At 67.7% G+C, this 19,692-nt stretch carries 19 protein-coding genes and 4 pseudogenes; 15 read left to right on the forward strand and 8 right to left on the reverse strand.

What is annotated here, in order from left to right; all coding sequences use genetic code 11:
* The first annotated feature begins 286 nt into the window (after positions 1-286).
* From NAMU_RS31415 to NAMU_RS12640, 7 genes are all read left to right on the forward strand, one after another.
* Complete coding sequence (locus tag NAMU_RS31415) at positions 287-412, forward strand: hypothetical protein (protein WP_281023802.1); 126 nt, start codon at positions 287-289, stop codon at positions 410-412.
* Positions 409-651: a hypothetical protein gene (locus NAMU_RS12615; RefSeq protein ID WP_015747785.1), complete on the forward strand. Its 243-nt coding sequence runs from the start codon at positions 409-411 to the stop codon at positions 649-651. The genes NAMU_RS31415 and NAMU_RS12615 overlap by 4 nt, the downstream gene beginning before the upstream one ends.
* 838 nt (positions 652-1,489) lie before the next feature.
* Complete coding sequence (locus NAMU_RS12620) at positions 1,490-1,936, forward strand: TnsA-like heteromeric transposase endonuclease subunit (RefSeq protein WP_217180843.1); 447 nt, start codon at positions 1,490-1,492, stop codon at positions 1,934-1,936.
* Positions 1,929-4,418: a Mu transposase C-terminal domain-containing protein gene (locus tag NAMU_RS12625; RefSeq protein WP_015747786.1), complete on the forward strand. Its 2,490-nt coding sequence runs from the start codon at positions 1,929-1,931 to the stop codon at positions 4,416-4,418. Before NAMU_RS12620 ends, NAMU_RS12625 begins: the two co-directional genes overlap by 8 nt.
* Positions 4,409-5,077, forward strand: a complete 669-nt coding sequence (locus NAMU_RS27390; RefSeq protein ID WP_138180144.1) for a TniB family NTP-binding protein — start codon at positions 4,409-4,411, stop codon at positions 5,075-5,077. The genes NAMU_RS12625 and NAMU_RS27390 overlap by 10 nt, the downstream gene beginning before the upstream one ends.
* Positions 5,074-5,916 (forward strand): TniQ family protein, encoded by an 843-nt coding sequence (locus tag NAMU_RS12635; RefSeq protein ID WP_015747787.1) that lies wholly within the window; start codon positions 5,074-5,076, stop codon positions 5,914-5,916. The genes NAMU_RS27390 and NAMU_RS12635 overlap by 4 nt, the downstream gene beginning before the upstream one ends.
* 303 nt (positions 5,917-6,219) lie before the next feature.
* Positions 6,220-6,723, forward strand: a complete 504-nt coding sequence (locus NAMU_RS12640) for a MarR family winged helix-turn-helix transcriptional regulator (RefSeq protein ID WP_015747788.1) — start codon at positions 6,220-6,222, stop codon at positions 6,721-6,723.
* On the opposite strand, the gene NAMU_RS12645 is transcribed toward NAMU_RS12640, so the two are convergent.
* The 4 genes from NAMU_RS12645 to NAMU_RS31420 all read right to left on the reverse strand — a co-directional run bounded on the left by NAMU_RS12645 (position 6,709) and on the right by NAMU_RS31420 (position 9,994).
* Positions 6,709-7,032 (reverse strand): hypothetical protein, encoded by a 324-nt coding sequence (locus NAMU_RS12645; protein ID WP_041368837.1) that lies wholly within the window; start codon positions 7,030-7,032, stop codon positions 6,709-6,711. The two genes, NAMU_RS12640 and NAMU_RS12645, sit on opposite strands and share 15 nt — an antisense overlap.
* A gap of 1,437 nt (positions 7,033-8,469) precedes the next feature.
* The gene (locus NAMU_RS29260; RefSeq protein WP_015747790.1) at positions 8,470-8,715 is read right to left on the reverse strand and encodes a hypothetical protein; all 246 of its coding nucleotides are present in this window, start codon (positions 8,713-8,715) and stop codon (positions 8,470-8,472) included.
* A gap of 75 nt (positions 8,716-8,790) precedes the next feature.
* Entirely contained in the window at positions 8,791-9,732 is a 942-nt protein-coding gene (locus NAMU_RS12655; RefSeq protein ID WP_041368841.1) for a LysR family transcriptional regulator, read from the reverse strand.
* A gap of 139 nt (positions 9,733-9,871) precedes the next feature.
* Positions 9,872-9,994: a hypothetical protein gene (locus NAMU_RS31420; RefSeq protein ID WP_015747792.1), complete on the reverse strand. Its 123-nt coding sequence runs from the start codon at positions 9,992-9,994 to the stop codon at positions 9,872-9,874.
* Between the two features lie 182 nt (positions 9,995-10,176).
* Here NAMU_RS31420 and NAMU_RS28300 point away from each other — a divergent pair.
* Positions 10,177-10,874 (forward strand): annotated as a pseudogene (locus NAMU_RS28300) (helix-turn-helix domain-containing protein); the annotation flags it as partial.
* 619 nt (positions 10,875-11,493) lie between these two features.
* Here NAMU_RS28300 and NAMU_RS12665 read toward each other — a convergent pair.
* From NAMU_RS12665 to NAMU_RS12675, 3 genes are read right to left on the reverse strand one after another with little or no spacing between them, the layout of a single operon-like run.
* On the reverse strand, positions 11,494-11,736 hold the full coding sequence (locus tag NAMU_RS12665) for a thioredoxin family protein (protein WP_015747793.1): 243 nt from the start codon (positions 11,734-11,736) through the stop codon (positions 11,494-11,496).
* A gap of 52 nt (positions 11,737-11,788) precedes the next feature.
* The gene (locus NAMU_RS12670; RefSeq protein ID WP_015747794.1) at positions 11,789-12,838 is read right to left on the reverse strand and encodes a permease; all 1,050 of its coding nucleotides are present in this window, start codon (positions 12,836-12,838) and stop codon (positions 11,789-11,791) included.
* A complete protein-coding gene (locus tag NAMU_RS12675) occupies positions 12,838-13,161 on the reverse strand; it encodes an ArsR/SmtB family transcription factor (protein ID WP_052308183.1) in 324 nt (107 codons plus the stop codon). Before NAMU_RS12675 ends, NAMU_RS12670 begins: the two co-directional genes overlap by 1 nt.
* Before the next feature lie 579 nt (positions 13,162-13,740).
* On the opposite strand from NAMU_RS12675, the gene NAMU_RS12680 reads away from it, so the two are divergent.
* The 7 genes and pseudogenes from NAMU_RS12680 (at position 13,741) to NAMU_RS12710 (ending at position 17,915) form a co-directional block, all read left to right on the forward strand.
* Positions 13,741-14,157, forward strand: coding sequence for an OsmC family protein (locus NAMU_RS12680; protein WP_015747796.1), 417 nt, complete (start codon positions 13,741-13,743; stop codon positions 14,155-14,157).
* A gap of 77 nt (positions 14,158-14,234) precedes the next feature.
* Positions 14,235-14,579, forward strand: a pseudogene (locus NAMU_RS12685) (FAD-dependent oxidoreductase); the annotation flags it as partial.
* 89 nt (positions 14,580-14,668) lie between these two features.
* Positions 14,669-15,013, forward strand: coding sequence for a hypothetical protein (locus NAMU_RS12690; protein ID WP_015747797.1), 345 nt, complete (start codon positions 14,669-14,671; stop codon positions 15,011-15,013).
* Positions 15,014-15,177: 164 nt separating this feature from the next.
* Positions 15,178-16,101: an integrase core domain-containing protein gene (locus NAMU_RS12695; protein WP_015747798.1), complete on the forward strand. Its 924-nt coding sequence runs from the start codon at positions 15,178-15,180 to the stop codon at positions 16,099-16,101.
* Positions 16,102-16,137: 36 nt separating this feature from the next.
* Positions 16,138-17,034, forward strand: a pseudogene (locus NAMU_RS12700) (type III sulfide quinone reductase, selenoprotein subtype); the annotation flags it as partial.
* A gap of 12 nt (positions 17,035-17,046) precedes the next feature.
* Complete coding sequence (locus tag NAMU_RS12705; RefSeq protein ID WP_015747799.1) at positions 17,047-17,361, forward strand: TusE/DsrC/DsvC family sulfur relay protein; 315 nt, start codon at positions 17,047-17,049, stop codon at positions 17,359-17,361.
* Positions 17,362-17,402: 41 nt separating this feature from the next.
* Positions 17,403-17,915, forward strand: a complete 513-nt coding sequence (locus NAMU_RS12710) for a DsrE/DsrF/DrsH-like family protein (RefSeq protein ID WP_015747800.1) — start codon at positions 17,403-17,405, stop codon at positions 17,913-17,915.
* Between the two features lie 373 nt (positions 17,916-18,288).
* Here the strand turns inward: NAMU_RS12710 and NAMU_RS12715 are convergent.
* A pseudogene (locus NAMU_RS12715) lies at positions 18,289-19,671 on the reverse strand (ISL3 family transposase).
* Positions 19,672-19,692: the final 21 nt, after the last annotated feature.

The raw sequence follows: 19,692 nt of genomic DNA on the forward strand, positions 1-19,692 counted from the left end.
TGCCGCTGATCCAGCGGAAAGGGAAGCCGTCCGACGACTCCGCGCCGCCCTGCCGTGATATGTGTCCAGTCCGTGCGACTCGCGTTCGGTGGATCGCCCCCGGGGGCGGGCTGGTGAATCGCGCCAGCAGGGCTCTGGCCGTCGACAGGCTCGGGCGCCCGATTCGGTCATCCCGGTGCGTGAGCCCGGTCCCAGCGACGGCGGTCACCAGCGATACTCGACCTGGTGGTGTCCGGTCGGGAAGGCGGGTTAAGCAGCGGGGGAGGAGGCCGGCCGAGTGTCCGAGGTGACGACTGCAGCGGTGCCGGTCCTGGGCCCGACCCAGCGGATCGAGGGCGGATGGCGGGTGCACTCGACCAGGCGGTTCCACGTCGACATCCTGCGGATGCTGGGTGCCAACCTCCGCTGGTGACCACTCCGGAGGATCAGCCGTTCACCTACACCCGGGCCTGGTGCTATCAACGCCCCCTGGTCGAGGTGGTGCTCGCCGCCGTTGCGCTGGACCCCGACGGTGACGGCGAGCCCGTGGGATGGATCAAACAGGTCGGGACCGAGCGCCGCGCCTGCGGCTGGCTTCGCCGGTCCCGGTTGCACAAGCATGCCGGCTTCGACCCGCAGTGCCCGGACTGCGGCAACGCCGCACTCGCGTAACCCGACGCCGGGGAGTGCTCGGGTTGCGCGATCCGATCGCCCGAGGCCAGCGGAGTAGCGCTCGTCGGGCGCAGAGTGATGGCCGCTTTCGGGTCACCACGGCGCTGTCGCTCTGGTCGAGCCACCGTCGGCGGGCACGCCGCCGACGTCACTGACCGCTCGGCGGACGAGGACGCCCAGCCTGAATCAATCACCGCGGTGGTGACCCTCTGCCGCAGCCATCAGGGTGTCTGGCAGTCCTGGGCGCGTGATTCGGTCATCCGGTGCGTGATCACCCGCCACGGGCTGCCTCGGATAATGAGCGATTATCAGTGGTAGCCGAACACCGGGTGAAGGTGACTACCCCCTAATCAGGGCGATCCTCCGCAAGATTCCGCCCACCGCCCGATACCTGTCCCGTGCCAGGGAAAATGGCACCTGTGCCAGGTTCTTGGCACCAACATGGCACCGGCGCCGGCTGCGATGGCACCGCTCTGCGGGCCACTGTCGGTGTCGTGGTGCAGGGTGCGGCTCGTGATCATCACCCGACCAGGGTCGCCGCGGCCCGCCGACCATCTCGAGCCATCGCCGTCGGCTTTGCCGTCGGATGTCGCGCTCGCCCACGTACCACCGGGCGGGCGCCGGACCGCGGTGACGCTGGCCGACGCCGGAAACGTCGCCTTCGAGTTGTCCGCGCCGGCCCGGCGAATTCCCGGCTTCCGGGGCCAGCGGAACCTGCCAGGCTGGTGGTGGTCGGCGACGACGCGAGGCCATGTCGTGTACGAGTCGTGGCTGGAGCGGCACCATCTGATGGTCTTCGACCGGTCGCCGCGGGTGGTCGGGATCAGCGCAGCCGTTCGTGCTGTCGTGGGCCGACGGGTTGCGCCGCGAGCGGCACGTCCCGGACCTGTTCGTGCGGTTCACCGACGGCAGGGGCCTGGTGGTCGACTGCCGACCGGTCGAGCGGGCCGACGAGAAGTTCCTCCGGGTCGCGGCCCTGACCAGCGCCGTCTGCGACGAGGTGGGCTGGGAGTACCGGTTGGCGGCGGAGCCGGACCCGGTGCTGGCGGCGAATCTGACCTGGTTGGCCGGGTACCGCCGGCCCTACGTGGCGGACGAGCGCACCCTCGGGTTGCTACTCGAGGCCACCGCGGACCCGGCGCCGCTGCTGCCGACCGCCGCGGCGGTCGGCGACCCGATGAGGGTGCTGCCGACCCTGTTCCACCTGCTGTGGACGGGCCGCCTGGTCTGCGACCTGGACCGTCCATTGACCGATCACACGACGATCTGGCAGGACTGTGGCTGACCGCGGGCCGACGATCGCCCTCGGACAGCGGCTCGTCTTCCAGGAGCGGACCTGGACGGTGGTCGCGGTGACCGGCTCCGGGGTGACGTTGCAGGGCCAGTCCGGGCAGGTGACCGCGGTACTGGTGACGCATCTGGTGGCGTCCGACGGGTTCGAGGTGCTGGACGAGCCCGCGCCGGTTCCGGTCCCACCGGATTCGCTGTTGGACGGTCTCGATCAGGGTGAGCGTGACCGGGTCCGGCGGCTGGAGCGCCACATCGGGCAGGTCGACACCGGGGTGCTGCCCGGCGACGAGGATCCGATCCGCGACGACCGCTACGACCTGCGCACCACGACGGTGAACGAGCGGGTCCACGCGAAGGTCGCCGAGTTGAAGGGGACGGATCTGGCCGTGAGCGTCCGGCAGTTGCACCGGCTGCGCGTCGCGTACCGCGCCGACGGCGCGATCGGACTGGTGGAGCGGCGGGTGCGGGATCGGTTGGCCGGTCGTGACCCGCTGGCCGCCGCGGACGGACGGGTGCTGACCGCGTTGGCGGAGGCGATGACCGGGCAGGCGGCGCAGTCGACGGTCTCCCGCAAGACGACGTTCACCCGGGTGCGGGCCGCGCTGACCGCCGAACACGGCGACGGGCTGATGATTCCGAGCGATCGGGAGTTGTACCGGTTGGCGGCAGCGCTGGACCGAGGCCGGCACACCTTCGGTGCGGCGACGACCCGACGCACCCGCGACAACCGGCCGGACCGGCCGTTCACCGCGTCGGTGCTGGTGCGGCCGGGGGAGCAGGTGCAGATCGACACGAACACGATCGACATCCTGTGCCGGTACCCCGACGGCGTCGCCCGACGAGCGGAGCTGACCATGGCGGTCGACGTCGCCACCCGCAGCATCCTGACCGGGGTGATCGCACCGTCCACGAAGGCGGTCGACGCGGTCGCCGTGCTGGCCCGCCTGCTGGTCCCGCAACCGCTGCGGCCGGGATGGCCAGAGACGCTGCTGCTGGCGCAGTCGGTGCTGCCGTTCGACCGGCTGGTGGGCATCGACGCCCGGTTCGAACTGGCCCAGGCGCTGCCGGTGATCCTGCCCGACACCCTGGTCTGCGACCGCGGCTCGGTGTACATGGCGGAGACATTCCGGCGGGCCTGCCGCCATCTGGGGATCTCGGTGCAGCCGGCCCGCCCCTACACGCCCACCGACAAGGCCACGGTGGAAAGAACATTCGGATCGATCAACACCCTGTTCTGCCGGCACATCCACGGGTATGTGGGGTCCAGCGTAGCCATGCGTGGGAAGGACCCGGCAGCCGAGGCGGTGTTCACCTTGGCGCAGCTGCAGGACCTGTTCGACGAGTGGGTAGTCGCGGTCTGGCAGAACCGCCCGCACGAATCACTCACGACGGTGTGGGGTGAGAACCGGCCGGTGTCCCCGAACGAGGCCTACGCAGCGATGGTCGCCCGCAGCGGCTACGTCCCGATCCCACGGTCTACCGCGGACTATGTCGAGCTGCTGCCGGGCGAGTGGCGGCGGATCAACGAGGAGGGCGTCACCCTGCACAACCGGGTCTACGACAGCGCCGAGCTGAACCCCTACCGGCGGGCCGATTCCGGGGTCACCGCGCAGAACGGCCGGTGGGAACTGCACCACGACCCGTACGACATCACCCAGATCTGGATCCGGAACCACCACAGCGCCGGGTGGATCACGCTACCTGGGTGCACCGGGACCTGGTCCGGCAACCGTTCAGCGCGACGATCTACGAAAACGTCCGGGCGCGCAGCGTCGCCGCCGGCGAACCTGTCCGGGACGACTACATCGCCCGCCGGGTCGCCGAGTTGCTCAGGAACCCGGACCGGACCGGCCAATCACCGGCGGACCGGCGGATCGTGGCGCAGGAGACGAACACGTCCCCGCGGTCGTCAATATCCACATCGTCGGAGGGCGCCGAGATTGCAGACGACGACCGGCCCGACCAGAGGATGGCCGGCGAGCACCCGGACACTGACGCGGCGGCCACCCTCAGCGAGGAAAGCGACAACGGCGGGGACCGTGTGCTGGCCGGGTTCGGAATGTTCGACCCGGCCGCCGGCGACTGGGGTCTGCGGTGACGGCGCCGCCGGTCGGCCCGCTGACCAGCCTGACCGGGTGGCGAGCGTTCGTGCACCGCACCATCAGCACTCCCACGCCGCTGCCCGCGGACCGGGCCAGCCTGGACCCCGGCGACCGAACCGCCGATGCAGAGGAACGGATCGGCTATCACGCCGAACTGCTGGCATTGCAGACACCGGACCTGCACAAGATCGTCTCCACCGGACGAAGCCTGCTGCTGCTGAACCACCGCCAGCCCGGTGCCCGCCGCGGGCTACTGGTCAGCGGGGCTCCCACCACCGGCAAGTCCACCGCGATCACCCAGCTGGGCCGGGCCGTCGAGCTGGCCCCGGCGCACCCGCCCCAACCCGGACGACGGCGCACCGGTCGTGTATCTGACGATGCCGCCGCGGGCCACCCCGAAGTCGTTGAGCATCGAGATCCTCAAGTTCCTCGGCGCCCCCTGGCTGGCCCGGGCCTCGCAGATCGAACTGACCCGGCAGGCCTGCCACCTGCTGGCCGATCTGGGCACCCGGCTGATCCTGGTCGACGAGATCCACAACCTGAACCACCATACCCGGGCAGGCGCGGACGCCAGCGACCACCTCAAGTACCTGGCCGAGAACGTCGCCGCCACCTTCGTCCATGCCGGTGTCGACGCCGCCCGCACCGGCCTGTTCAGCAACGTCCGCGGCCGGCAGCTCGCCGGCCGGTTCGTGCCGATCCACACCCAACCCTTCGCGTACACCAGCAAGGCGGATCGGGAGCAGTGGACCCGGCTAGTCGACGGGTTCGACAAGCTGCTGCGCCTGCACCGGCACCGTCCCGGTGCGGTCACCCGACTCGCCGGGCACTTGTACGGGCGGACCGCCGGGTCGATCTCGTCGCTGTCGATGGTGGTCCGGTCCGCGGCGATCACCGCGATTCTGGACGGCACTGAACACATTACCAAGACCGGCCTGGACGCCGTCCCCCTCGACCACGCGGCAGCCACCACCGCCGCCCAGAGCCGAAAAGACCGACCCGCCAAGGCACCCGCCGCCGGCGGCGCCGCATGAGTGGGGACCGGCGGGTCCGCCCGCACAATGTCGTGCCGCAGCTGCTTCCGTTCCGGGTGAGACCAAGGCACCGGGAACGAACCGGTTCGTTCCTGATCCGCCTCGCCGAGGCGAACCGCTGCCCACCCTGGTCGTTCCTGTGGCTACTCGGCACCGTCCGCGGCGGCCAACGAGCGGAACTCATCCCGCAGGCCCGCGTCACGCTCAACGGGGCGGCGCTGACCAGGCTGGTCGCCTACCTCGGCCGGCCGGTCGACCAGATCATCCGGGCCCTGCCCACCCTCCCGGCTACCGACCAAACCGGGGAACCCGCAGTGCGGATCCAACGACCCGGACGGAACTTCCTGCGCAGCTGCCCCGGGTGTGAGCTACGCGCCGGCGGCCTGTCCCTATTGCCCGGCTCGAACCCGCTGGACCTGACCTGCCGACGGCACCACGAGTGGCTGGTCGCCGGCGAGGACATCGCCCTAGACCAGGCGTCCGAGGTCCAGGCCGCGGTCAACCGTCTGCACCGTCTTCGTCGCCGCCACGGCGACCGGATCGTCAGCGGCGACTATCGAGGGATCCACCACTACCTGACCGACGACTGGCGGGGCACCCGCTGGCATCGGCTTCTCGCGCAACGCTGGTTGTTCCGCCAACGCATGATGTTCACGGCGGCACATCCGAACGATGAGTTCGTTCGCACGCACACCCACCACTGGTCCATGCTGCCCGAAGTCACCGCTCTGGTCTGGTCTCTTGCCAACTCGTCCTGCGCGGTGAGCTCGGCGGAGGGCATCAGCCGGGCACTTCGCCTCGAGGAGTACGGGTCGACCATCCGACTGGGCTCGGCGTGATTCGGCTGAACCGGTCGCCTTCTTCACGTCAGGGGTGGCCGTTGTCGACAGCCGTCTCGTGCCGGGCGGCTGCACGGGCCAGCGGTGGGGATGTCGTAGCCTTCGTGGGTTCCGGTCGCTCGCGGCGCCAGTAGTTTTCTGCGAGTGGGCACTGTAGGCAGCGCGGCAAGTCCGCCATCGTGGACGACACGTCAATCAGCGCCGAGTGCCGGTACCGGTTCAAGAAGCGTGAGTTGACCAAAAGGCTGCAGCGTCTACTACTTGAAGGTCGTTCCTCAAGTCGGCCGCCAAGGAGACACACGAGTGGACCTTGCCGGGGTTAACCTCCGTTTAGTCAACGCCTCGATCTTCAGGATGACCGTGAACGCACTGCCCCCCCGACGGGCGGCCACCGGCCGGCTTCTCATGTTGCTGGCCTCGTTCGGGCGGATCGTCTCCGACGCCCTCGCGGAGGTCGCCCCGGACGGTGAGTTCGCCTCGAACCTGCCCGTCCTGGTCCTGTGCCACCTCGAACTCGACGGGCCGGCCAGGCCCGCTGAACTGGCCGAACTGACCGGATTGTCCAGTGGCGGCATCAGCAAACTCATCGACCGGCTGGAGCTGGCCGAACTGATCAGTCGGCGCCGCCATGGCGTCGACAGCGACCACCGTGCGGTGATCGTCTCCCTGACCGCGCGGGGACGGCGCACTATCCGGCAGTTCATCGAGATCTTCGACCGGCACCTCGACGACGCGTCCGATCTGTTCGACCGGATGACTGACACGGTGCGCACCCGCCGGGAAACGTCCGGTTCACCAGGGGAGTGAGTGACGACCGGTGGTGGCCGATCCGTCGGACGCCGCCGCGCGAATGGTCGCCGCCATCCCCAGCAGCAACGTCCGCAGCATGCGTTCGGCCAACCGCTGTCCGGCCGCCGGGTCGGCAGCGGGGGGCGGCGGTCGGTAACTGGCCACCACCATCAACTCGACCGTGCCATGACCGGTGCTCACGACTTCCACGTTCGCGTCCAACAGCGGCTTCTCATCGGGTGGGGCGGTGCGGCGCAGCCACCGCACCGGCATCATCGTGGCTCCGGCGTGGTGCCGGACCGGAGCGCTCAACACCTCGATCGGCATGACAGACCCGGGCCTGCCGCCGACCGAGTCCAGAACAGTGTGCAACGCGACTTCGAGTCATGACGCAGCGCGGCCAGGTCCGCCGCGTAGGCGGCCAGGCCCCGCCGGGCCACCACCAACGGCGTCGCTCCCAACCCGACCTGTGCAGCCACGAACATCCGTCGATTAACCCGCCGCCCCCCGTCCGAGGACGGGGTCGAAGGTCACCGGCCTTCTGGGCCGGACCGCCTGGTCACCACCGGCACCGCATGAGGGGCGGCCGGCGGTCATGACCGCGTCGAGAATTGTCGTAGTTCGCGGTATTGACCGTGATCCGTCTGAAGCTGGGCCAGGAGTCGAGGATCTGCCAACCCGACCACCTGTCTACGACACGCTGACCCGTCCGCAGGGTCCGATCCGCGACGGGAGGCCAACAAGAGGAGCGGGTAGTGATCCGGCCGGTGCGGGGCGGTCGACCCGGCGGCACACGGGGGTAAGCCGACCCGTTCGGGCGGGTCGGGGCGCTCCGACCGCGGGTGTCACACCGACCACGCCGTCCGGATGAAACCGCGCCGGCACCGGACGGAAAACAGCCCGTCAGGCACGGTTACAAGGCGACGAGTATGGTCACCGCCAGGGATGAATCACTGATCCAGGAAGTCAGATCTCTCGTGCTGGCTCATTCAACGCTTCGAATTGACATGGGATGGTGGCCATGGTTCAGGCGAGGGGCAGCAGCGGACGACGGCGTGGACGGGATCCATTTCCGCGACGCTTGTCGACAACGCGTGAAAACTCGTGGCCATCAGCGGGCACTTTCGTGGCCGCCCATGGGCAGCTTCCCATGGCCGCCGTCACGCGTCCGCGGCTCCGAGGAGCATCGTGCGGATCGTGGGGATGCGCTGGTGCATGAGGGACCTCTTTCCTGGATGGATCCAGACTGACCTCGGTGGCTTGCCACGGCTTCGTTCCACCCCCGCTGTGTGCGTCGGCCTGAGGTCGACGACGACCACGGGGCCGCAGCGGCCGACGGGCTGCCAGTCGGGGTATGCGCGGCGCAGTCCGTCGCCCGCCTCGACGACCGTGGTCGAGCGGGCGGTGAGCAAGTCGAGGATCGCCACAGCGCTGCTCGCAGGATCTCGAAGGTGAACTGCCACGTAGACCGCCCGCCTGGGAGAGGGCCGGGCTCATGCATCTCCGGCTGTGCCTTGCTGCGCCTCGGATGACTCTCATGTGATGCCCCTCCAACACGACACGAGCGATCGAGCGACAAAGCCAGTTGAACATGAGCGCCGGCGTCGGCCTGCGCCGTGGAAGCGGAGTCGCCGCCCTGGGAACGGCGAAGGCGACGGTCAGCGTAAGAGCCGCGACGACCGCGGCGTGGCGCTCAGTCGCCGCCACAAAGGGCAGGGCTCATGCTTCTCCGGCTTAGCCGACATCGCGAACCTTGCCATTCACTCAGGCCAACTTGACGTCGTACTCGGTCAAGTGCGGCACTGTGATCGTGGCGCCGTTCAAATTCCGCAGTTCGAACTGCATGGTGTAACAAGCCGGCCCGTGGTCATCAACCTCGACGATGCGGCCCAGCGTTCCTGCTTCGATGATTCGCGTCCGGAAGCGCACAATGTCATGTACCGTGCGCGCCCTGCTTCCCGGGGTCATTCCGTCCTTCTCTCCGTCGACCGCAGAATTGCCCGTGCCCATGCTCGCGGGGCCTCGCGATGTCGGCAATGATCGGGCTGATCGAAGACTGCTATCAGCGTCTGCCTGGCGCCGGCCTCATTCCGGGCGGTACGACGACGGGTCGAAATCCGGCCAGCACGCGGCAAAGGCAAGGGCGTGGTCGCTGCGGCGGTTGATCACTATCTCGCGCGGTGAGTGAAAGGGGCGGTCCAAGGGTAGTTCGACACAACGCACTCCCGACGGCACCGGCAGGCCGGCCGGCCACAGCGCCACCCCACCGATCTGCATGAACCGGTTGACCAGGCTGTAGAGGTCGGAGTCGCTCGGGCCGTCACGCAGGACGGACAGCGACCTCGACGGAGCGGCGTCACGCATCTTTCGAAGCGTCCAATGCCTGCTGTATCGATCACCCAGTTCGATCGGCGTTTGAAACGTCATCCGCCGGGCCACTACTTCGAGTTCGACGGTTTCCTCCCGCGTCAGCGGGCTGTTCGCCGGGACGATCGCAGACATCTGGTCATCGCGAATCGGAATGACCTGCTGAAGCTCGGTATCGTTCGACGGCCCCATTTTCAGGACGACGTTCACCGTTCCGCGATCGATGGCCACGCTTCCCTCGATAAAACTCAGTGATCGAATGTCGAGGCGGACCTCCGGCCGCAACTGGTGAAACGCCTGGAGCAGCGGCCATGTGCCATCGCCGATTCCGTCGACCACCATGCCGACCCGCAGCACGGGTGACGACCGCTGAAGACCTGACGGCCTCATGGCGTGCGCGGCACTGATCAGGTCCTCAACCGATCCGACGGCATCGGAGGCCATCGGCAACAACCGGCGACCGGCCGGAGACAGCCGGGTCCCCGAACGGTCGCGACGGAACAGGGCGACCCTGAGCTCCCGTTCCAGTTGTCGTATCTGATCCGATAGCCCGGGTTGGGTCAGGGCCAACCTTTCTGCCGCCCGTCGAAAATTCAATTCCTGGGCGAGAACGAGGAACGCCTTTAAGTGATGCAGCTGCACGGTGCCCCCATCGTCCACGCCGGTCAAGCCAGTGGATCGGACGTTCGGCTCAGTTTACCCAAAACGGTCAATGTGGATGCCTGGGCATCAGAACTTTTCGGAGTGCCAGGAGTCGTGAGCGTCGGGTGTCACCACCGCCTTCCCCGCCGGGGTCGGTTCAGGTCGATGCCCCGACCCGGGTCGTCCCGATCTGCGGGGCGGTCGGGAGTTGGTCGAGGATCCCGTCGGGCAGGAAACCGACGTCGACGCAGTCGAGCATGCTGGTGAACCGGTCCACCATGCCGGCCAGTCGCTGTCGTTGTTCGCGATGGAAAAGTCCCCGCTGGTGGCCAGGTGAGGTCCCCGTTGGTGGCCAGGTAGAAGATCCCCACTGTGTCGCTCGTCGTGTCGGACGGGAGCTTTAGGCCCTGGGCGGTGACGGTGGCGGTGCCAACCAGTCACCGCACCGCCCAGGGGATTCCCATGCTGTCAGCGAGGGACCGAATGAATCATTGCCGCCTACCAGATGGTGGGCACGTATCGAGCCGCGGCCGAGATGTGCGGGGTGACGCACAAGACGGTGCGCCGGGTGATCGAACGCGCTCAGGCCGGTGGACCGGTCGCGGCGCCGCCGGTCAGGGCCCGGCCCCGGAACTTCGACGAGGTGACGGATCTGGTCTTCCAGCGGGTCGACAAGTCGCACGGGCGGGTTTCGGCGAAGCGGCTGCTGCCGGTGGCCGGGCGGCCGGCTACCAGGGGTCGGCGCGTAACTTTCGCCGGCTGGTCGCTGAGCAGAAGCAGCTGTGGCGGCGGGATCATCACCGGGGTCGGCGACCGGCGGTGTGGACACCGGGCGAGTACCTGGTGATCGACTGGACCCCCTTGGATCACGAGCTGCACCTGTTCTGCGCGGTGCTGGCTGGTCACGGTGGCGGTACGTGGCTTTCGCCACCGACGAACGGGCCACGACCACGATGGCCCTGGTCGCGGACACGCTCGCGGTGATCGGCGGGGTGCCGGGCAAGTTGTTGGCCGACCGGATGGCCTGCTTGAAGGGCGGGGTCGTCGCGAACGTGGTCGTGCCGACCGCCGCGTACGTCAGATTCGCATCCCACTATGGGTTCTCACCTGACTTCTGCCACGCCTCGGATCCCGAGTCGAAGGGAGTCGTGGAGAACCTGGTGTCGGGGATCATGGGGTGTGCCGGCTCTCCGGATGCGACGCGACGCAGGCTGTCGGTCAAGCGCGAGCCCCGGCGTCAACGGCCTCGATCGCGACGGCGGGGCCTGCGCACAGCGCGGTCAACACCGGGTGTGACCACCGGTCACACCTCAAACCGTACCCCGGCGCGACGCCGTAGGTCGCCGCCCTGCCTGTCCCTTTTGTCCGGTTCGGGGCGGACGTCGGGGATCCTTCGAGGTGGGGACTGAACGCAGCGTCCGAGCGGGTGAGTCCGACGGCGGTGGATATTTCGTCGTGCGCCGATCCGGTGATGTTCCGAATCGGCCGGCCGGTCCGGCGCCGACCGCCGGTATTGTCCAATTTGCCCCGCTTGTCGGGGGACGAGGCGGGAGCCGGTGTGGGCCACTCCGGGAGTGCACCGGCTCTGCCCGGGTAGCCCTCAAGCCGGCGAATGGTTCGACTCGCTCGTCGTGCCCGAAGCTTGATCGCGAGATCGGCCGCGACAACGCCATCAGGCTTCCTCACGCTGGGAAGGGCGACTGGGATGACCCGCGGCGCACCCGCGCGGACCACCCTTCCGCTCGTGCGCTAACGGCCGAGTCCCCGTCCGCGGGGTGATCAGACGGCCAGCGGGGTAAGGAGTTCGCGGACCTGGGCGGCCGTGGGGACGCGGCCGGACAGCACGAGTTTCTCGTCGACCACGAGGGCGGGGGTGGCCATCACGCCGTACCCGACAATGGTGGGGTAGTCGGTGACCTTCTCGATGGTGGCGTCCACGCCGAGCGCGTCGACGGCCTGCCGAGTGACGCGTTCGAGGTTGACGCAGTTGGTGCAGCCGGGGCCGAGCACCTTGATGATCATCAGGAGAGTCCTTTCGGGAGGTGGGTTTTGCGGGGTCAGGTAAGGATCGGGGTCAGGTAAGGATGAGGTTGAACAGGTAGCCGATGATCACGATGCCGGTGGCGGTGACGCCGATGAACGCGGCGAGCAGCGGCGGCTTGAGCACCCGGCGCAGCAGGATCAGTTCGGGCAGGCTGAGCGCGACTACGGCCATCATGAACGCGAGCAAGGTTCCCATCGGCAGGCCCTTGTCGTACAGGGCCTCCACCAGCGGCATGATCCCGGCGGCGTTCGAATACAACGGCACCCCGATGGCGACGGCGACCAGGACGCCGAAGGGGTTCCCGGGCCCGGCGTAGGTAGTGAAGAAGTCGGTGGGCACCCACCCGTGGATGACCGCGCCGAGCCCGATCCCGACCAGCAGGTAGGGCCAGATCTTGCGCAGGATGGTCACGACTTCCTCCATGCCCATCTGGATGCGCTGATCGAAAGTCAACCCGGCGGAGGAGTCGATGACCTGCCCGTTCAGCTTGGTTTCGAACACAAATGGTTCGACCCATTTCTGCACGCCGAGGCGACCCAGGACCCAGCCGGCGACGATCGCGACGATGAGTCCGGCGCCGATGTAGATGGCGGTGACCTGCCAGCCGAAAAGGCTGAACAGCATACCGATGGCGATCTCGTTGACCATCGGGCTGGCGATCAGGAAGCTCAACGTGACCCCGATCGGCACGCCCGCGGCGACGAACCCGATGAACGCCGGGACGGCGCTGCAGGAGCAGAACGGGGTGACCACCCCGAGCCCGGCGGCCATCACGTTGCCGACGCCTTGGCGTTTGCCGCCGAGCAGGGCGCGGGTGCGTTCGATGCTCATGTAGGACCGCAGCACGGTGACGATGAAGATGATCGCGACCAGCAGCAGCGCTATCTTGACCGTGTCGTACAGGAAGAAGTGCACGGTGCCGGTCAACCGGGCGTCCGGGTCCATGCCGAACCCGTTGTACAACAACGCATCCCATAGCCAGCCGTTCACCCAGTACGCCGTGACCCAGGCCGCCGCCGCGGCCGTCAGGGTGAGGACCTGACCGCGGTGGGTGGTGGGGACCCGTTCGGCCAGGCTCATCACGGCACCGGGCCCGGTGTGATGGCGCCGGGCAGCGCGGCGTGCAACCGGTCGAGGGCGTCCGGGGCCAGGGCGTAGTCGATCCACCGACCACGGCGGCTCGCGGTGACCAGGCCGGCCTCCCGCAGCACCTTCAGGTGGTAGCTGAGCAGGTTCGCCGCGATCGGCAGGCGTGTGTGCAGGTTGCACACACACGACGCGCTGACAGCCAGCTGGGTCAGCAGGGTCCACCGGATCGGGTCCGCCGCCACCGCCAACAGCTCGGCGCCCGTGAGATTCTTGGCGCGGGTGGGTGTCGTTTCAACCGCTATTGCACCAGTCATGATTGAATCATCGGCCCGATGCGATCCGTGCCACATGGCCGAAGGTCCTGTTCTGACTGAGCTGTGGATCACTGCCGGTTTGGCTGTGGTGGGCTTCGCGTTCATGGGCGGTAAAGCCCACGCAGGGGCTTGCCGGGCTCGCTTTGGCGGCGGCGCTGGTAGGTACCCGGCTCCCATCCCCGTCCCGTTACCCATCCCACGGGTGTCGCCGCTGGGTACCCGGGCGCTGGTGCCGAGCTGAGCGACGTCAACTGCCGTGGAGCACGCCGCCACAGCTCTCGGGGCGTATCGGGCGGATGGTGCTGCGCTTCGGCGAACCGGCCGGGCGCGGCCGCCCCCGACCTGAGATTCAGAAGTCTCCTACGAACCGGGTTCGGAGCAAGGCGGCCCGGGCTCGGGTAGCTCTGCCTGGATGAATGGCATAGGCGCGCGGGGCACGGTGAGCGTCACGGGAAAGGGCGGGACTCGGGCCTTTAGTCCATGGTGCGGCAGGCGTGGGCAGAATACCGTTGGGGGTATTCGTTGAGGGCGTGGCTGAGGCAGCGCAGGCCCGACGCGGCTGTCGAGAGGACCTCGGTCATGAGGGAAGAGTTGGCTGTCCGCCATCTGGATGGTGACCGCTTCGCGGTCGATGTGCGGGGCCACACCCTGCTGGTCGACCAGCCGGCGGAGGCCGGTGGGACGGACACGGCTCCGACGCCCACCGAATTGTTCGTCGCGGGACTGGCCAGCTGCGTCGCTTTCTATGCGCGCCGCTACCTGGCGCGGCATCAGATCGATGCTGCGGGCCTGACGGTGTCGGCGAGCTACGAGATCGGCGGGAGGCCGACCCGGGTCCTCCGCATCATCATCGTGGTGACTCCGCCCGCTGATCTGCCGGCCGAACGGCGCGACGCGTTCCTGGCGGTGGCGTCGCACTGCACGGTGCACAACACGCTGACCGAGCCGGCAGACATCGAGATCGCTCTCGCCGCTACGGCGGCGGCACTGAATTGACAGGCGCGCGGCCAATGCAGTCGATGCTGCCGACGGCCGGAAACGGGCCACCGACGGCCCACTGAGGAGATGTTGTGGTGAAGCGACTGTTGGTATTGGGCGGAGGTACCGCCGGAACGATGATCGTGAACAAGCTGCGGCGGGCGTTAGCCGCCGCGCAGTGCGAGATCACGATCGTCGACCAGGACGATGCGCACCATTACCAGCCCGGGTACCTGTTCCTGCCGTTCGGTACCTACACGCCTGATCAGGTCACCCGGTCGCGGCATGCCTTTCTGCCCGACGGGGTCGACTTCGTCGTCGGCGAGGTCGACGTCATCGATGCCGCCGCTGGAACTGTCTCATTGACCAACGGCCGATCGTTGCCGTACGACTATCTGGTCATCGCCACGGGCGTGGCGCCCCGCCCCGACCAGACACCGGTGTTTTGCTTCTGACTTCGTGTCAGAGATCGGCGTGTTGATCAGCCAACATCCGACGACTCCTTCGACCCGTCTCGGAGGATCCGAAGATGACCCAACCCGATCGTGGCAAGGACCGTGCCGGCCGGCGCACCAAGCGGTTCCTGACGCCCTCGGAGAAGTACGAGATCTGGCTGCAACTGGTCCGGCAGGAGGTGACGATCGCCGAGGCCGCCGAGCAGCAGCAGGTCGACCGATCAACGATCATGCGGATACGCACCGTCGCCAAGGAGGGTGCGTTGGCCGCGCTCGCTGCGTCCAAGCCCGGCGTCGCGGCGGCGCAGCGGGACTACGAGATGGAGGCCGCGAAAGCCGAGATCGCCCGGCTGTCCGAGGCGGTCAAGCAGATGGCGGTCAAGCTCACCCTGGTCGAGGGAAAAGGCGGCTGGGCCTAGATGGCCGGGTCCCGCGCCGCGTCGAGGCGGCCATCAAGGATCAGCTGCTCACGCTGCTGGACCAGGCGCTGGACGCCGGCTGGTCCCTACGCGACGCGTGCGGCGTACTGGAGCTGCCCGAGCGACGCGCGTACCGCTGGTTGGACCGCCGAGCCGAGGGACGGTTGGCCGACTCGCCGCCGGGCGGGTCGCCGATGCACGGCCTGCTCGACGATGAGGTGGCCGCGGTCCTGGCCTTGTTCGACGAGTGGGGCGAGACCGACCGCAGTCATCGCAAGCTGGCCCACCGGGGCTCCTACCTGGGCCGGGTATGGGTGTCACCATCAACGGTGCGGCGAGTGTTGTTCCTGGCGGACAAGCACTTCCGGCCGCTGCCCAAGCCCGGCCGCAGCTCCAAGCGGCCGTTCCCGGAATGGGCCGAGTACAAGCCGAACAGTCTGTGGATCTACGACACAACGCACTTCACCAGGGCCGGGATGGCGGTGCTGATCGTGGAGGACCTGGTCTCCCGCAAGTGGCTGAGCACGGTCGTGTCGGCCGAGGAGACCTCGACGCAGGTGCAGGTCGGCTTCACCCGCGCCCTGCACGCCGAGGGGCTGCTACAGCTGGTCGACGCCCGGCACGACGACGGCCGCGTCGACCTGGGCGTCGACGACGAGCACCGGCCGATCCTGCTGGCGATCTCGGACAACGGCCCGCAGATGACCTCCGGGTCGACCCGCGAGTTCATGGCGTTGTGCGCGATCGCCCAGCACTTCGGCCGGCCCGGCACACCGACCGACCAGGCGTGGATCGAGAGCCTCAACGGGCACCTCAAGGCCGAGTACCCGCACCTCCTGGCCATCCGCGACCCGGCTACGCTGCGTGCCGAACTGGACCAGGTGCGGGCGCACTATAACGGGGTCCGGCTGCACCAGGGCATCGGCTACGTCTGTCCCAACGACGAACACCAAGGACGAGGAGCCCAGATCCGCAAGGCCCGCCAGGCCGGCCTGGAAACCGCCCGCCAACGACGGCTAACCTGGCACCGCGAGCACCGGAACGACCAACACCAACCACCCGCCCCGGAGCCCGACGATGTTGGCTAATCAAACGCCGAAATGCGTCATTAAGTCAGACACACGTCACCGGGAATGCTCGGTGAACAATGGCGAAAGAGCATCTTCGACTTCTACAGCCTCGACGGTGCGCTGGCGCTCGCGAAGGCATTGGAAGGTTTCGACGGTGGCCGGTTCGTTGTGCACATCACCGATATGCCGATCAAATGCCCGGTCGCGCCGCTGGAGTTCACCTTCCTCGCCGACGATTACTTCCGCCGCCGGGGCATCCGGGATCGGGTCGAGATGGTGTATGTGACACCGCTGTCCGGCGCCTTCACCAAACCCATCTCCTCGGCGAGACTGGGCACGATGCTGGACGAGCGAAAGGTCACGGTCGAGACTGACTTCCTGGTCGAACGCATCGACTCGGACACGAAAAAGCTGGTTTCCTATGACGAACGGGAAATCCCGTTCGACCTGCTGGTCACGATTCCGCTGAACATGGGCGCCGATTTCATCGCTCGCTCCGGGCTGGGTGACGAACTGAACTATGTTCCGGTGAACAAGAAGACGCTGCGATCCACGGTCTATCCGAACATCTTCGCCGTCGGCGATGCCTCCGACATCCCGGCCTCGAAGGCCGGCTCCGTGGCGCACTTCTCGGTCGAGATCTTCTGCAACAACTTCCTGCAACTGGTTGCCGGTAAGCCGATGACCGGCGCGTTCGACGGGCACGCGAACTGCTTCATCGAATCGGGCAATGGCAAGGGCCTGCTGATCGACTTCAACTACGACACCGAACCGATGACCGGCAAGTACCCCGTGCCGGTCGTCGGCCCGTTCAGCCTGCTCGAGGAGACCAGGGCGAACCACCTTGGCAAGCTTGCGTTCCGGTGGATGTACTGGAATGTCCTGCTCCCGGGCCGGCCCATTCCGTTGCCGTCACACATGTCGATGGCCGGCAAGAACACCGAACACTAAGGAGCGAACACCATGCCTGTCACCACCCTGGACGGACGCCAGATCCACGTCAACGACGAGGGATTCCTCACCGACCCCACCGAATGGAACGAGCAGCTGGGCGACACGCTCGCCGCCCAGATCGGAATCACCCTCACCGAACCGCACTGGAAGGCAATTCACTTCCTGCGCGACGACTACGCGGTCAAGGGCGAAACACCGACCATCCGCCGAGTCTCGACCTCGGGCGGAATACCGGTGAAGGACCTGTTCAAGCTCTTCCCCGGCAAACCCGCCAAGAAGATGGCCTACATCGCGGGACTGCCCAAGCCACACGGCTGCGTCTGACGAACAGTGACGTCGACCCCTACAAGCCCGGAGAGATCCCCATGACTACCACCGAAACCGCACCCGCGATCGTTCCGCAATTCGACACCGAAAACAACGGCCGCAAGCTCGCCATCATCTGCTCCAAAGGCACCCTGGACATGGCCTACCCGGGACTGGTGCTCGCCAACGCCGCCCTCGGCGAGGGGATCGAAACCCATCTGTTCTTCACCTTCTGGGGCTTCGAGATGATCAACAAGAAGACGATGAACGATCTGCAGTTCACCCTGCTCGGTAACCCGGCAACGCACATGCCCCAGGGGCTCGGCGGCCTGCCATGGATGACCGCGATGGCCACCTCGAAGCTGAAGAAGTCCATCGCCGAGGTCGGCGTCCCGGAGATCCCCGAGTTCCTCGAACAGATCGTCGCCTCGGGCGGTCATCTCTGGGCCTGCCGGATGTCGGCCGACATGAACCACCTCACCGAGGACGACCTTTACGACCAGGTCGAGGGCATCATCAGCGCCTCCGACTTCATCGAGAAGACCGAAGGGGCCCAACTCCTGTTCATCTGACAGCCGGCCGTTGCGTCCGGTGCCCGGGGTTGGCCGAGCGTCGGGCCCCGCGGGCCCTGGAATGCCAGCGCCAGGTCAGCGGCCGCGGAGTCTGTCCATCAACGACTTGGTCGGTGCAGACCCCCACGCGTACACCGCTGCGCGGATCGAACCCGGCCGTAGCGTCTTGCACATGTTGTCCGCACCTGCGATCCGTTTGTGCACGTAAGGGAAGCTGGCGGCAGAACACGTCCACAACCCCCGATGAGAATCGGGGTTGATGACGAGTTGCTGCCGCGGCCAGTCACCAAGACGCGCACCCGCTCCGGTCCAGCGGTGCTCCGACCCTTGTCCTTGGCCGCGGCTCCTCGCTGCCTATTGAGGCTCTTCAGAGTTAGCAGGGCTTCGCGTGGCTGGTTGACGCCCGGGATTTCCGGGTGCAGGCGTAGCGTACCCGGCGCTTCTGGTTGTCCTGGTTGCGGAAGCCGAAGGCGATCCGGCCGATGTGTTTGACGATCCGGTTGTAGCCCTCGGTGCGGCCGTTGCTGATGCCGGTGTGCAGGCCGGCGATGATCGAGTTCTGCCAGGCATGCACCGTCCACGCGAGCCTGCGCAGCTGGGAGATCTCGGAGTCGGCGCAGTGCAGGTAGAACGCGGTCAGCGCGTTGAAGATCTGTCCGCGGTCGGGGTTGGTGCCGGCGAGCTTGAGCAGCTTGCGGAGCAGTTCCTTGCCCTGCCAGCATTTCTCGAGGCCGCCGGAGGGGTCGGCCCGGCGCATCGCTTCCCGCACCTTGGCCAGCTCGTCCGGAGTGAGAGTCTCCACGGCGCGCAGCAGCCGGTTCCGTTGCGCCCATTCCGGGTCGCTCTTGCGGCCCCGCCGGCCACGCAGCGCCCAGGCCAACTCCCGCCGGTAGTCGGTGACCGCCTTGTTGGCCAGGGCGACCAGGTGGAACCGGTCCACGACCACGACAGCGTTCGGCAGGGCCAGCCGGGCGGCCCGGGCGTACGTCGCGGACGTGTCCATCGAGATGTGGGTGATGTTGGCGAGCCAGTCCGGGTCCTGCGCCTGCAGCCACTCGATGAGGACCTTGCTGGTGCGGCCGTTGACCTGCGCGAACAGCCCGCCGTTGCCGCTCAGATCGACCAGGCCGGTGTCGAAGCGGTCCACCCAGGTCTTCGCCCCGGTGGTCGGGTCGGTCTCGTAGTGGGCCTTGCCGCGGCGGGTCTCGTCGACGCCCAGCACGGTGACCGGCGGCGGCGCGTCGGGGAGCACCGCGGCAGAGTGGGCGACGAACGCGTCGTGCGCGATGCGCCAGTCCATGCCGAACTCGGCCGCGACGCCGGACACCGGCCGGGTGTGGTCGCCGATCGCCTCGGCCGCCAGCCGGCGGGCGCGGGGTGGTGATCCGGGCCCGGGCGGGGATCTGCTCGGGTAGGCATTCGGTGAACACCTTCCGCTCGCAGCTGTCGACCTGGCAGCGCCATTTCCGTTTGCGCCACAACAGGATCGGCCGATCCTCGCCCAGCCGGACGTCCCGCGGGCGGGTCGTCACCCACGCCTTCGGCGACCTCGACTGCTCACCGCACTCCGGGCACCAGCCGGCCAGCTGCGGGTCGGTCGAGCAGTGCACGACCCGTCGGCCGACGTCGTCGCGGACGACCTGGTCGACGACCAGCCCGTCGATGTCCAACAGCAGCGAACTACTCTGGTCCATGCTCGTGGTCCTTCGGCAGGTTGCGTAGAGAACAACCAGTTTCGAAGGCCACGAGCCCTCATCTCACCCGACACGCCGCCGCA

The organism is Nakamurella multipartita DSM 44233, assembly GCF_000024365.1.
Classification (GTDB): Bacteria; Actinomycetota; Actinomycetes; order Mycobacteriales; family Nakamurellaceae; genus Nakamurella; species Nakamurella multipartita.

Coding starts and splice junctions, on each gene's coding strand:
- NAMU_RS12645 (WP_041368837.1), bottom strand. CDS start 7,032: ATGCCGATCGAGGTGTTGAGCGCTCCGGTCCGGCACCACGCCGGAGCC.
- NAMU_RS12690 (WP_015747797.1), top strand. CDS start 14,669: ATGACCCAACCCGATCGTGGCAAGGACCGTGCCGGCCGGCGCACCAAG.
- NAMU_RS31420 (WP_015747792.1), bottom strand. CDS start 9,994: ATGGTGGACCGGTTCACCAGCATGCTCGACTGCGTCGACGTCGGTTTC.
- NAMU_RS12635 (WP_015747787.1), top strand. CDS start 5,074: ATGAGTGGGGACCGGCGGGTCCGCCCGCACAATGTCGTGCCGCAGCTG.
- NAMU_RS12705 (WP_015747799.1), top strand. CDS start 17,047: ATGCCTGTCACCACCCTGGACGGACGCCAGATCCACGTCAACGACGAG.
- NAMU_RS12680 (WP_015747796.1), top strand. CDS start 13,741: ATGAGGGAAGAGTTGGCTGTCCGCCATCTGGATGGTGACCGCTTCGCG.
- NAMU_RS29260 (WP_015747790.1), bottom strand. CDS start 8,715: ATGGGCACGGGCAATTCTGCGGTCGACGGAGAGAAGGACGGAATGACC.
- NAMU_RS12665 (WP_015747793.1), bottom strand. CDS start 11,736: ATGATCATCAAGGTGCTCGGCCCCGGCTGCACCAACTGCGTCAACCTC.
- NAMU_RS12670 (WP_015747794.1), bottom strand. CDS start 12,838: ATGAGCCTGGCCGAACGGGTCCCCACCACCCACCGCGGTCAGGTCCTC.
- NAMU_RS12675 (WP_052308183.1), bottom strand. CDS start 13,161: ATGACTGGTGCAATAGCGGTTGAAACGACACCCACCCGCGCCAAGAAT.
- NAMU_RS12710 (WP_015747800.1), top strand. CDS start 17,403: ATGACTACCACCGAAACCGCACCCGCGATCGTTCCGCAATTCGACACC.